Here is a 13,222-nt window from a genome sequence, read left to right on the forward strand (position 1 = left end):
CGCACCCGGCGCGGCCTGCGCGCCCTGCTGGACCTGGTCCCCGACCAGGCCCGGGTGCTGCGCGACGGCGTGGAGCATACCGTGGACCCGGCCGAACTGGTCGTGGGCGACACCCTGGTGGTGCGCCCCGGGGAGCGTGTGGCCACCGACGGTGTCATCGCTTCCGGGCACACCAGCCTGGACACCTCCGCCATCACCGGCGAGTCGGTGCCCGTCGAGGCGGCCCCGGGGGATGAGGTGTTCGCCGGGTCCATCAACGGCACCGGCGTGTTGGAGGTCACCGTGACCACCACCGCGGCCGACAACTCGCTGGCCCGCATCGTGTCCATCGTGGAGGCCGAGCAGTCCCGCAAGGGCGCCGGGCAGCGCCTGGCGGACAGGATCGCCAAACCGCTGGTGCCCGGGGTGATGATCGCCGCCGCGCTCATCGCCGTTCTGGGGTCGCTGCTGGGTGACCCGCTGACCTGGATCGAGCGCGCCCTGGTCGTGTTGGTGGCCGCCTCGCCGTGCGCGCTGGCCATCTCCGTGCCCGTCACCGTCGTGGCCGCGATCGGCGCGGCCTCCAAGCACGGCACCCTGGTCAAGGGCGGCGCCGCCCTGGAGGCCATGGGACGGGTCAAGACCATCGCTTTGGACAAGACCGGCACCCTGACCCGCAACCGCCCCGCCGTCATCGAGACCGCACCGGCTCCCGGGCACACCACCGGACAGGTGCTGGCGGTGGCCGCCGCGCTGGAGGAGCGCAGCGAACACCCCCTCGCCCGCGCCATCTTGGCCGCCGCCCCCGCACCCCAGCGCGCCGAGGCAGTGGAGGCCATCACCGGTGCCGGCCTCACCGGCACCCTGGGCGGGCGCACGGTGCGGCTGGGCCGTCCGGGCTGGATCGAGGCCGGACCCTTGGCCGCAGACGTGGAACGGATGCAGCACGCCGGGGCCACCGCCGTCCTGGTCGAGGACGCAGGCGTCGTGATCGGCGCCATCGCGGTGCGCGACGAACTACGCCCCGAAGCCGGTGAGGTCGTGGCCTCCCTGCGCGGTGCGGGCTACCGGGTGGTGATGCTCACCGGCGACAACCACGCCACCGCCGCCGCCCTGGCCGAACAGGCGGGCATCGACTCCGGTGACGTGCACGCCGACCTGCGCCCCGAGGACAAGTCCCGCCTCGTCGCCCAGCTGCGCGAACACGGCCCCGTGGCGATGGTGGGCGACGGCGTCAACGACGCACCCGCCCTGGCCACCGCCGACCTCGGGATCGCGATGGGGGCGATGGGCACCGACGTGGCCATCGAGACCGCCGACGTCGCGCTGATGGGCGAGGACCTGCGCCACCTGCCCCGGGTGCTGGCGCACGCCCGCCGCTCCCGGACGATCATGTGGCAGAGCGTGGGGCTGTCTCTGGCCATCATCATCGGCCTGATGCCCCTGGCGCTGTTCGGCGTCCTGGGACTGGCCGCGGTCGTGCTGGTGCACGAGGTGGCCGAGGTCGTGGTCATCGGCAACGGCATCCGCGCCGGACGCACCCGCAAGCTGGGGCTGGCCCCCGGTGGTCCCGCCACCCCCGCACCGCGCCAGCGCGTGAGCGCCCAGAGGTAAGGCCGACGACACCGGCCGCGGCCGGCACACTCCCCCGCTGGGGCGTGCCGGCCGCAGCCCTCGCATTCGTCGCCCAGAGCGCACACGGCCACAGCGCGGGCAAGGCACTGCTATCCACAGGTCACAGAGACCGACCGGGGCGGCTGGGGAACGCTCCCGACCTCGGTCTTCCCCGAGATCCTCGCCTCCCTGACCCTGCACCGCCAGGCCGGGTACCGCACCATCGGTGCGCGAGCGCATCGCCCGCCATCACGCCACCGTCCTGCTGGAAAGGTCAAGCTCGCAGGCTGGCCGTCCCACCGGCGCAAGACCACCACCTGGGCTGTTTCCCCCAAAACCTACTCGACCGGATTGTAGGGTTGATTCACACCGAAAGTGAGCGCCTGAAAGCGGTACGGATGCAGCCTTGGGATGGGGCGCAGGAGACCGGGGCACCGGTGAGGTTCGACGTCGTCTTCCTCACCACTGACGGCACCGAGGAGCGCCTGCCGCTGGAGCAGGCCGACCGATACCCCTTCGAGTCCGTGCCGCCGATCCGCTCCTTCCCCTCGTTCCGAGGCCAGCGCAACAACACGGGCCGCTGGTGGACCGCGACGACCGGATCTCACGTGGGGTTCGAGTCCTGGCTGGAACGGGACCTACTGATCGGCTTCGACTTCGACCCGACTGTCACGGGTATCGCTTCCCAACCCTTCTGGCTGCTATGGCAACAGGACGGGCGAGAACACCGCCACGCCCCCGACTTCTTTCTCCGCCACGCATGCGGAACCGGTGCGGTCATCGACTGCCGCCCGGCCGACCGGATCGGATCACGCGAGGAGTCCGTGTTCGCCAACACCGCCCGCGCGTGCTCCCAGGCAGGCTGGCGGTTCGATGTTCTCCACGCTCCCGACCCTGTACGAACGGCGAATCTGCGCTGGTTGTCCGGCTACCGGCACCCTCGTTGCGGGCGTGGGGATCTTGCCCGCGCTGCTGTAGGGCTCGCCGCCGAACCTGTGCCGGTGGGGGAGCTTGCAGGGGCTCTGGGCGACCCGATAGCCACCCTGCCCGTCGTGTTCCACCTGCTCTGGCACACAAGGCTGGAGACGAACCTGTCCGTACCGCTGACGGAGAACTCACAGGTCACAGTCCGGGCCTGGGCAGTGGGCACCGCCTGCGGTGCCCAGGGCCCGGTGCGAGGGGCCACGGAAGGGGGAGGCGATGGCAGGAGGCGTTCTGCGGCCGGGTGACCGGATTCTGTTCGATGACGCGGAGTGGACCGTGACGGCGGTGGGTGAGGCGGTGCGTTTGGTCGACGGGGCGGGCTCCTCGCAGGTGATCCTGTTGTCGTATCTGCTGTCGTCTGAGGGCTTTGAGCTGCTCTCAGGCGCGCCGACCCCGATGGCGCCCCGGTTGGAGCCGGTCGGGTTGCTGGAGGCGTTGCCCACCGCGGTGGTCGAGCAGGCCCGGGTGTGGGAACGGCACGTCCTGGAGGTGCAGACAGGCCTGCTCCCCGGAGCGCAGCAGCCGCGTGCGGGCTTCGATCCCCGGAGCACGACTCTGGAACAACGCGAAGCGGCCAAGGCCGCCGAGCTCACGGCCGCGGGCAGCCACACGAGCGCGGTCACCGTCAAGCGGCGCCGCCTGCGCTACCGCGACCAAGGTCTGTGGGGTCTGGTCGACCACCGGCACACCCGCCCTTCCAGCCCTTACGGGCGGGTGGACGAACGTCTCGTGCAAGCCGCCCGGGAAGCGATCGCCGGACAGAACGTGCAGTCGACGGGGACGAAGTCACGGCTGCGCCGCCAGGTCCAGGAGACGGTGATCGCCCGATTCGGCGAAGGAACGGTTCCCCTGCCTTCCGCGCGCACGTTCGACCGGTTGGTCGATGCGCTCTCCACCGGGCAGCACACCTTCGGGGCGGCGACCACCCGGCGTTCCCTGGCCCAGCGCCCGGAAGGGGCCTTCACCCGCACGGTCGCGAGCCGGCCGGGCGAGCTGGTGCAGATCGACACGACCCCGCTGGACGTGATGGTCGTGTTCGATGACGGTGTGACCGGGCGGGTGGAGCTGACCATCGCCCTGGACGTGGCCACCCGCACGATCTGCGCGGCCATCGTGCGCCCAAAGGCCACCAAGGCGGTGGACGCCTCCCTGCTCCTGGCACGGATGCTGGCCCCCGAGCCGATGCGTCCGGGCTGGTCCAAGGCCCTGTCGATGGCCCATTCCCGTATCCCTCACCCCCGGCTGCTGGAGCTGGACGCGCGGTTGGAGCAGGCGGCGGCCCGGCCGGTCATCGCCCCGGAGACAGTGGTGATCGACCGCGGCCGGGTGTTCATCTCCGAGACGTTCGTGCGGGCGTGCGACCGGTTAGGGATCTCGGTGCTGTCCGCCCATCCGCGCACCCCGACCGACAAGGCGATCGTGGAGCGCACCTTCGGCTCGATCAACACCCTGTTCTGCCAGCACGTAGCCGGGTACACCGGGCCCTCGGCCGCCCACCGCGGCCAGGACGTGCCGGCGCGCACCGTCTGGACGGTGGAGCAGATGCAGGAGCTGTTCGACGAGTGGGTGCTGGCCGGATGGCAGGTCCGCCCCCACGAAGGGCTGCGCGATCCCCACCTGCCCGCCACGGTCCTGTCCCCCAACGAGATGTACGCGGCCCTGATCACCACCGCCGGGTACGTGCCGATCCCCCTGGTCGGCGAGGACTACCTGGAACTACTGCCCGTGCAGTGGCGGCGGATCAACGCCGACGGCATCCACCTGGACCACCGCACCTACGACTGCTCTGACCTCAACCCGCTACGCCGCCAGGACTCGGGCATCATAGCCAAGGACGGCCGCTGGGCCGTGCACTACGACCCCTACGACCTGTCCCGGGTCTGGGTCCGCAACACCCGCGCGGGCGGCTGGATCACCGTCCCCTGGACCCTGCACCACCTGGCCCGCCAGCCGTTCGCCGACTTCACCTGGCGCGCCGCCCGACAGGTCGTGGCCCAACGCGGCAGCGACGACACCGACCAGGCAGCCGTCGCCCTGGCACTGGAGCGACTCCTCACCCGCGCCGGTGAAGGCCCCGCCCACCAGCGCCGCACCGCAGCCCGAACCCGCTCGGCCCCCTCCCACCTGCCGCACACCACCGAGCCCACACCACCCGAGCCCGACCCCGAGGAGGAGCAGGGGCTCGCCCCGATCATCCCGTTCGGGGTGTTCGACCCCACCGCGGAGGAGCCCTACCGGTGAGCACGGTTTCCGACCCGGCCCGCCAAACGGCCGGGACGCTGACGGTCAAGTCGAACTGGGCGCAGTTCGTCGCCGACACCCCGACCCCTCCCGCACTGCTGCCCCAAGAGCAGTGGCAACAGCTCTCCGAGTCCGCCAGGGAGGACTACGACGAACTGAGGCTGCGCCACCACGCACGCCTGGTCACGGTCGCCACACCCCTGGTCAACGAGATCAGCCGCCTGGGGCGGCGCCTGGTCCTGCTCAACCGCGACCAGTTCTCGGCCCGCCGCGGACTGGTCGTCTCCGGCCAGGCCGGCACCGGCAAGTCCACCGCCATCACCCAGTTGGGCAAGCACCACGAGATCCGCTCGCGCCGACGGCGAGGGAACGTGCAGGGCCCCTACCTGCCCGTGGTCTACATCACCGTTCCGCCGGCGGCAACACCCAAGACGCTGGCTGGGGAGCTGGCCCGGTTCGTGGGCCTGCCCATCAAGAACCGGGCCAGCCAGGTCGACATCACCAACAGCCTGTGCGACGTACTCGACCGGCTGGGCACCGACCTGGTCCTGGTGGACGAGATCCACAACATCTCCTTGGAGACCCGGACGGGAGCCGACGCCTCCGACCAGCTCAAATACCTGGCCGAGCGGATCTCTGCGACCTTCGTCTACGCCGGGATCGATGTCGAGGCCAAGGGTCTGTTCTCCGGGACCCGCGGCCGCCAGGTCGCCGGGCGCTTCGCGAGCATCGACGCGCGCCCCTTCGCCAACGGAACCACCGCCCAACGCCAGCAGTGGGGGGCGCTGGTGGCCACGCTCGAACAAGCGTTGCGCCTGCACCGCCTCCCGGAGGGAAGACTGCTACGCCACGCCGACTACCTGCATGAACGCAGCGGCGGGATGATCGGCAGCCTCGCACACCTGATCCGCGAGGCCGCGGTCGAAGCGATCCTGGACGGCACCGAGACCATCACCAAGGCCACGCTGGCACGGGTGCGGCTGGACCACGCCGCCGAACACCAAGAGCACACCCGACCCGCGCCGCAGCGAACCCGCACCGGCGCAGGGAGCCGACCGTGAGGGCGATGTGGGAGATCCCCACGACGGTGACCTACCCCTTCACCACACCCCCGGTCGCCGCCGAGACCACCTCCTCCTACATCGCGCGACTGGCCGCGGTGAACCGCATGGACGAGTACCTGGTCCTGTCCCACATCGCCCTGTGCGGCACGTACGAATCCATCCGTGCAAGCGGGTGGCACCAGTACGACTTCGCACTCAACCCCCTCGCCGCCCAGCGTCTGGCCGCGGTCAGCGGCTACCCGCTCCACACGCTCCACCGGACCCTGTCGTTTCGGAACCGGTGGGTTCACTCCAAGCATCGCCAGGACGTCCCCATCGCTCAGGGCCACCTCCTGAAGAGGGTGCTGACCCCTCCTTGGAGTGTGGTGGCCGCCTGCCCGAGGTGTTCCGCGGCACGCGGGCTCACCACACGCCCGCGGATCACCCTCGCACCGGAGCGGCTGATGTGCCGGCGCCACGGGTTCTGGCTGGCGGACCAGCCGCAGGACCGTCCGCTCAGGCTGGGCGGGTATCCCGAACTGGAGGCCGCGGCACACCGGTTCCTGCGCCTGCGACGCAAGGACTCCGAGCGTGCGGACAAAGCGGTTTTCGCTTCCTACCAACTCTGGTCGCAGTACCGCTACAGTGCTCATCCGCACCGCTCGGACATCGTCCAGCGGATCTGGCAACGACGCGAGAACGCTTGGGGCTGGGTGGTGAGGGATGGATCCTTCACGCTTCGCTTTCCCGAGATCGTGGCGCTGACCGAGATGATCTGCTCGCCGTACTGGGTGCAAGCGACCAGCCGACCGTTCACCACCCGCAGGACCCACCGTCCACGACCGGATCAGCGTGACTTCCTCCTCGAAGTAGGGCGGCGGATCGGCCATCCCCGACCGGACATCTTCTCCGCCAACGCCAGCTCCGTTTCCTCTTGGCTGAGACGAGTCGGGTTCAGGCCACACGGCGAAAAAGAGCGGATAGATTGGCGGACTCTGGTCATGGCCGCGCCAGGATAGATGATCCGCTGCTGGTCAAAGACCTGTCCCGGATCAAGTCCAATGACGCTGGACATGATTTGGTGTGTTGGTGCAGGTCAAAGCCCATATAGGTGCAAATGGCCATCTTGATTCCGACTGATCAAGTAAGGCGGTAGCCACTGAAGTGGGGCCGCCTCAAGTGCACCTGTACCTATCGTGAAGACCCACCACAGACTGAAAAACCTGGTCATACCTACCGAGTGATTCCTGGTGTGGTGCGCTTGCAACCTGGGCACCAACTTCCACCCCTGGACGGGCGGGCGTGCTGCTTTGCCCGCTGACCTACCGTCAAGCCGACGGCCTGCGATACTGACCTACGTTGCTAGGAGGCGGTGCTGAAGCACTGCCTCCAGGCAGACACCGGGCTGCAAGAAGAGACAGCGAGGAAGTTATGTCATCCAATCAGGCCAACGACGGGAACGGCGACTTCACAGAAGTACCGATTAACCCTGGACGCATTCTCCGAGCCATTGCCCGCATCGGATACACGCCGGAAAGTGCAATTTGCGACATCGTCGATAATTCCGTAGCAGCGAACAGCAGCCGAATCTCAATCAAGCTCGAGCGCGAGCCTAACATGTCTGAAGCTCGCAGAAACAGTGCAGCGCGTTATATCATCGCCGATGACGGCGATGGAATGAATCAAGAAGAGATAATTGAAGCACTGGCACTGGGTGCTGGAGGGCAATATTCATCCGGAAGCCTCGGAAAATATGGCCTTGGTTTGAAAAGTGCTGGTCTTTCCCAAGGGGATCGAATTGAGGTAGTTAGCGCAAGGGAGGGTGGCGCTTGGTGTAAGGCGATCCTAGACCTTCCTCATATTGAAAGAACTGGAAAGCTCGAGTGTTTTTTTGCAGATCCCGATAGTGATGATCTTGAGAGGATCGAAGAACTAATTCCAGGAGTCGATCATGGCACGATGATCACTATTGGGAAAATTCACAAGAGAAACCATCCAAGCATTCGCAAAACCCGCGAAGCCCTTAGGGTAAACCTCGGGGTCACTTATTTTTACTTCCTGCGACCAAATGGGGGAGAGCTCGAGGTCGCATTGGATGGAAGTCAGGTGGAACCGTTTGACCCGCTCTTTGCGAAAGAGGCGGATTTGGCGGGGAATCTTGATGATTCCACATGGGACGGTCGGGACGTGCGGTGGCTGGAGCGCACCACTTCCGTTGTTCTCGACGCCGAGAACAGAGTAGAAGCAAAAATTGAAGCAACTCAGCTGGTGCATCCTCCGGCTTTCGAAAACCCTGCCGAAATCAGAAAGAAATATATGATTGGAGCGAGCCATTACGGGTTTTACGTATACCGGAACAAGCGCCTAATCCGTAGGGCTGAAAAATTTAATGGCCTGATCCCTTCAGACCAAGACTACTTTTCCTTCCGTGGAAGGATCCTGATTGACGACACGGCAGACGACGCCTTCAACATTGACGTGAAGAAATCGGACATTCTTCTCAGTGAAGAGGCAGAGGAAGCCCTGGGTGAGGCTATTTATGAGGCCAGGCGTCTGAGTAAGAGTGGATGGAAAAAAGCAGCAGCTCTTCTCAAAAAGAAAGCGAATGAGGATCCTAACAGCAAGGCGGCTGAAGCTCTAATTGAAGTTGATCTTCCCGATTTCTTGCCGACAGATCCAGATGATGCAAAAACAGAGAATGAACGGACCAAGCGTACAGAGGAAGAGTCCTCACGTCACCCGCTCAAGGATCAGGAGAAAGAGCAGGCCCGAAAAGACGGGGCGCGGGTCACCTTCGTCGACCATCTGGACGACAACGCCTTGTGGGAACGCGCGCGAGATGCCACCTTGGGTACAGTTGTGCGGATCAATCGTTCTCACCGATTTATGAGGATGTTCGAAGAGCGCTTTGGGAATGATGCTGATGTCGTACTCCTTATTCAAGCCCTATTCCTTTGCCTCGCGTCGGCAGAAAGCGGGACTGTGCGCAATAAGCAGGACCTTGAATATGATCTCATCGAAGAAGTATTCGTGACCTACAGGAACCAAGCTTCGGCGGCTATATACAAGGTTACGGCAAGCGCCCTCGAGAAGCGTTTCACTTAGACCGTCGATGCTAACATTTGGTGATAATGATACTTGGGGGGCTGCGGCGGTTGGAAGCCCCAGTCTTTGTCGTGCGCGCGCTTATATATACTGCGGTTACTCAAATAAAGTGGGGGCCGCATATATCGGAATGACCATGGGGCGCAACGGTATTTTTGGTCGTTGGGGCGACCATCTCGGGCGGGCTCTTGAGAAATCTTCATTTCGCAAACGTCTGCACGATTTTGATGATTCCGCATGGGATCGTATGGATGATCTGGTAATTTTCTGGTCCGATATGGGGGAATTTGATGAATTTCTAACTCTGGAAACCAGTCATCGTGAGGGAGTTGAATACCTCGTGCAAAGGAAGTTGCGCGTTATCCTCAGCAGAGGAAACCCTCCTCTGACCGTGATCAGCAAAGTCCGCTCAAACCGCACCGTTCAACTTCCGCTCGTTCAGGCTGCCTCTGCTGAGATCATAAAAAACTTCCAGTCCCACTTTGAAAAGTAGTATTTTTCCGGTGGGGCTATCGCCTTGACTTTCCTGAACATAAACTTTGCATCTTCTCGGCAGCTTCCTCACAGGTGGAGGCACACGGGACTCGGATGTAGGGCAGGGCATCGGACCCCTTTCCCGGGAGCGTGGAGAGGAGCGGGGCGGTGGTCCCCTTGTCATCCAGAGCCAGCTGTTTCGGTGTGGGACCGGACGCCTCGGTGAGGCTGGTCATGGGGGTGTTGAGCACTTCCAGAGGGCGTCGATATCCAGCGATTGGAGCCATGCCTCGCCGAGCGCGGTCCGGATGGGGGCCTTGTCCAAGGGCACCTGGAAGATCCCGTGCGCCTGATGCCACAGTGCGGTGGTGGCCCCCTTGCGGTGCCATGGCACCTGGACACCGACCAGTTCCAGTGTTCCCTCCTCGCTCCACAGCAGCACGCCGCAGGAGCCTTCCCCAGCAGCGGAGGGGCCGGAGTGGGCGAGTTGATCGCGGTCGGGTGTGGACTGACCGCAGGGATGAGAGAGGACAGCGTGAACGAGCTCTCCTAGGGAGTCCTGGGTGCGGGCGTGGTGCATGGCCTGTCCTTCCGGAGAGGCTTCCCATCTTTGACAACTATAGATTAATAATTAATCTATAGTTGCCATCTGATGGTGTGAACCGAAGGGAGAGGCCGATGGCCAACCTGACCGCCGACCACGAGGGGTATACCGATGAGCTGCGTAGACGCTTCCTGGAGGCTCACCCCGAAGGGGCACTGGGGCCCCTTGATCCCCACGTCCCGTTCCGGATCCAGAAGGTGAAGGTGCTGGACGAGCGAGGACATCCGGAGAAGCGCGTCTACGTCGTCTACACCGCGACCGCCCACCGCGGACCGCAGGACCCCCGCCCCGGCGTGGGGGTTGCCTGGGTGCCGCTGCCCGGGCCCGACGAGATCACCAGGGGTCGAGAAGTCCAAGTCGCCGAGACGATCGCCTGGGGCCGGGCTATCAAAGCCGTGCTCCCTGTTGCAAGTTCCCACGGCAGAGCCGTACGGACCACGCCCTTGACCGACCGCGAGATCACCGCGCTAGGACACCGCATCGACCGGCCCACGACCCTGGGAGTCCTCAGGACGGCCGCCGCTGAGGTCGACGAAGCCGAAGCCCAGGGGCGCATCACACCTGAGACCGCCAAGGACCTGAGGGAACGGGGCGCGGCCACCGAACAGCGCCGTTTCGCCGCCGTCCCAACGGGGGCGGGCGACGGAGACGGCAAGCGGTCGATGGGCAGCGCCGCGCACCCGGCACCAGCGCCCGGTGACACCGATATCTCCGAGCGGGCCAAAGCCATCGCTAACAACCACGCCAAGGGTGAGGGAGCCAAGAAGTGAGCACTATCCACGAATCCGACCGCCCCATCGACCCGAAGGAGATGGAACGCGCCGTGATGACGGTGGCGGCCGCACGCAGAGTGCGCGAGGCCGCCACAGCCCAGGAGTCGGCCATCCGCGACGCGACGGGCGATCGTCTGCGCCCCTTCGCCGAAGCGGGGTTGAAGAACCTCACCGCCCGCCTGCCCGATGGCAGCGATCTCGGCCAGCTGGTCTTCGAATGGCGCCAACCCGTCATCCGATTCGACACTGCGGCGGTGACGGCGTTCGTTGCCGAGACCGCGCGCAGCGAGCTTGTCGAGACCGTGGACCCCTCGGTCCTGACCGACCCCGAGGTGATCGCGTGGATCCTGGAGAGGAAGCCGTCAGCGGTGGTCACGTCCGTGCGCGAGAAATACCTGGACACACTGGCTTCGCGGCTGGACGGTCAGGGACGTCTGGTCCACCCCGATACCGGTGAATGCGTTCAGGTCGCCGAGGTCACCCCCGCCCGCTACTCGGGTCGGTTCCGGTGGATCCCCAACGCCGACCAGAGCGACTGGCTCCTCACTGCCCTCACCAGCGGAGAGCTGGATCTCGAGGAAGTGGACACTGACCTGCTGACACTCCTGCCGGACTGGCGCCAGCAGAAGGATGTCACCTCTGCGGAGAGAGAAACGCAGGGACTAGACCAGGTCGACGGCAAGAGGACCGAAGCCGCCTGATCACAGGGGTTTCCGGTAAGGGGTGGTAGGGCCGCAGGCCATACCACCCCTTACCGTTTCCGTCACGAGACCAGTGCGTTCCGCAATCGTGATGACACCAGTCTGGGTCGCGCCAACCCCGCATCCGGCAAGCGATCCGGCCAACTCAGGGGCGATTATCGACCGGAAAACATTGTTTGTTCTTTACTGTCCGATTTCTAGGATGGCGTTCCTCGGGTATCGCTCTAACACACGGGCGCGTTTCCCCTGCTCACATCGGAGGTGCTGTGTCCACCCAACGGCTGTTGCTTGTTGGCGCCACCGCGCTTGCTTCTGTGGTCGCCCTGGCGGCCTGCTCTCCCACCTCCACCCAGGCCCCAACAACCCCCTCGCCCGCCCCCACGCCAGCCTCAGCGGAAGACGCCGCCGTGCTCGCCACCTACGAGGGCGCACGAGGGGTGTACGTGGCCATGCTCCGGGGCGAAACGGACCTGGACACCGCCGGGGAAGAGCTGGAGGCGTACGCCACCGGACAGGCCTATGAGTCCCTGCTCCAGGACGGGCGCACCTTCTCCGAGGCCGGCATCGTGTTCGAGGGTGAACCGGGCATGGACCCCGAGGTCACCGGTGTCGACATGGACGCCACCCCCGCCCAGGCGACGCTGACCGACTGCTGGGACACCACGAACTGGCAGCCCCTGCGCAACGGCACCCCCCTGGAGAAGGCACCGGACCAGAACCAGCGGCAGGTGCTCAACATGCGCGCCGAACACCAGGACGACGGCGCATGGCTGCTGACCGAGTTGGCCCCGGAAGAAGGACGCACATGCTGACCTCCCCCCGCCGAGCGGTCGCCCTCACGACCGTCGGCCTCCTCGCCATGCTCCTACCCACCGCCCCGGCCATGGCCGACGGCACCGTGGTGTGCGACAGCAACGGCACCTGCTGGGTCATCGCTGAAGACGGCGGCAGTCCCGGTTCGTCCACACCGGGCACCGGAACTCCCTCCGGCACCGAGAACGATGCCGACGCTGAACCCCAGTGTGAGACCGAGGGGGAGAGCATCACCTGTTCGGCTGCCGGCGGTACCAACGGAGCCGGAGCCACCCCGGCCCATGTCGCCGCGATGGCCATGGAGATGCTGCCCATCCCGCTTCCGAACATCGGTCTGGCCCCCGAACCGGGCGGTACCGCCCTGGTGGGTGTGCCGGTGTGGATGTGGCTGGACGAACAGGCATGGGCCCCGGTGAGCCGGACCGCGACCGCCGGGTCGGTGAGCATCACCGCGACCGCCACCCCGGACCGGGTCGAGTGGTCGATGGGGGACGGGGAGACCACCACGTGCTACTCGCCCGGGGTCCCCTACGCCAGCGGGGTCTCGTCCTCGTGCACCCACACCTACGCACGTGCCAGCCGGTTGGGGCCGTACTCGATCACCGCGACCGTGCACTGGACCATCACCTGGTCCGGCAGCGGCGCCTCCGGTGGCCAGTCCATGGCCCGAACCTCGACCACCACGCTGAATGTCGGGGAGTCACAAGCCATCGTGCAGTGACCCTTCTCCCCTTCGACCACCCCCTCACACCCCCTGCTTGTCCTTGTCCCTGCTCGCACCTGTGAGGTACCGCGATGACGGCTGCCCCGTCGCGCACGCGCAGCCCGCGCACCGCATCCCCGGAATCCGAGATCGCATCGGCTCCCACCATCGCCCCGCCGGTGCGCCGA

12 protein-coding genes are annotated in these 13,222 nt (G+C 65.8%); 11 read left to right on the forward strand and 1 reads right to left on the reverse strand.

Annotated elements, in window-relative coordinates:
- From ABZ249_RS16220 to ABZ249_RS16250, 7 genes are all read left to right on the forward strand, one after another.
- Positions 1-1,593 (forward strand): cation-translocating P-type ATPase (locus ABZ249_RS16220; protein ID WP_355262970.1); only part of this gene is annotated, 1,593 nt, incomplete at its 5' end.
- 437 nt (positions 1,594-2,030) lie between these two features.
- On the forward strand, positions 2,031-2,822 hold the full coding sequence (locus tag ABZ249_RS16225; protein WP_355262973.1) for a TnsA-like heteromeric transposase endonuclease subunit: 792 nt from the start codon (positions 2,031-2,033) through the stop codon (positions 2,820-2,822).
- Positions 2,794-4,818, forward strand: coding sequence for a Mu transposase C-terminal domain-containing protein (locus tag ABZ249_RS16230; RefSeq protein WP_355262976.1), 2,025 nt, complete (start codon positions 2,794-2,796; stop codon positions 4,816-4,818). The genes ABZ249_RS16225 and ABZ249_RS16230 overlap by 29 nt, the downstream gene beginning before the upstream one ends.
- Positions 4,815-5,879 (forward strand): ATP-binding protein, encoded by a 1,065-nt coding sequence (locus ABZ249_RS16235; RefSeq protein WP_355262979.1) that lies wholly within the window; start codon positions 4,815-4,817, stop codon positions 5,877-5,879. The genes ABZ249_RS16230 and ABZ249_RS16235 overlap by 4 nt, the downstream gene beginning before the upstream one ends.
- 5 nt (positions 5,880-5,884) lie before the next feature.
- Positions 5,885-6,880 carry a TniQ family protein gene (locus tag ABZ249_RS16240; RefSeq protein ID WP_355262982.1) on the forward strand — a complete coding sequence of 332 codons (996 nt, stop codon included), beginning with the start codon at positions 5,885-5,887 and terminating at the stop codon, positions 6,878-6,880.
- A gap of 412 nt (positions 6,881-7,292) precedes the next feature.
- Positions 7,293-8,966: an ATP-binding protein gene (locus tag ABZ249_RS16245; protein WP_355262985.1), complete on the forward strand. Its 1,674-nt coding sequence runs from the start codon at positions 7,293-7,295 to the stop codon at positions 8,964-8,966.
- Between the two features lie 130 nt (positions 8,967-9,096).
- A complete protein-coding gene (locus ABZ249_RS16250; RefSeq protein ID WP_355262988.1) occupies positions 9,097-9,459 on the forward strand; it encodes a hypothetical protein in 363 nt (120 codons plus the stop codon).
- 213 nt (positions 9,460-9,672) lie between these two features.
- On the opposite strand, the gene ABZ249_RS16255 is transcribed toward ABZ249_RS16250, so the two are convergent.
- Positions 9,673-9,882 carry a hypothetical protein gene (locus ABZ249_RS16255; protein ID WP_355262990.1) on the reverse strand — a complete coding sequence of 70 codons (210 nt, stop codon included), beginning with the start codon at positions 9,880-9,882 and terminating at the stop codon, positions 9,673-9,675.
- A 236-nt stretch (positions 9,883-10,118) separates the two neighbouring features.
- Between ABZ249_RS16255 and ABZ249_RS16260 the strand changes: the two genes are divergently transcribed.
- From ABZ249_RS16260 to ABZ249_RS16275, 4 genes are all read left to right on the forward strand, one after another.
- Positions 10,119-10,814 (forward strand): hypothetical protein, encoded by a 696-nt coding sequence (locus tag ABZ249_RS16260; protein WP_355262993.1) that lies wholly within the window; start codon positions 10,119-10,121, stop codon positions 10,812-10,814.
- A complete protein-coding gene (locus ABZ249_RS16265) occupies positions 10,811-11,518 on the forward strand; it encodes a hypothetical protein (RefSeq protein WP_355262996.1) in 708 nt (235 codons plus the stop codon). The genes ABZ249_RS16260 and ABZ249_RS16265 overlap by 4 nt, the downstream gene beginning before the upstream one ends.
- A gap of 407 nt (positions 11,519-11,925) precedes the next feature.
- The gene (locus ABZ249_RS16270) at positions 11,926-12,330 is read left to right on the forward strand and encodes a hypothetical protein (protein WP_355262999.1); all 405 of its coding nucleotides are present in this window, start codon (positions 11,926-11,928) and stop codon (positions 12,328-12,330) included.
- Positions 12,324-13,052, forward strand: coding sequence for a hypothetical protein (locus tag ABZ249_RS16275; protein WP_355263002.1), 729 nt, complete (start codon positions 12,324-12,326; stop codon positions 13,050-13,052). The genes ABZ249_RS16270 and ABZ249_RS16275 overlap by 7 nt, the downstream gene beginning before the upstream one ends.
- Positions 13,053-13,222 lie beyond the last annotated feature (170 nt).

Origin of the sequence: Nocardiopsis sp. NPDC006139 (assembly GCF_040614155.1) — a bacterium.
Classification (GTDB): Bacteria; Actinomycetota; Actinomycetes; order Streptosporangiales; family Streptosporangiaceae; genus Nocardiopsis; species Nocardiopsis changdeensis.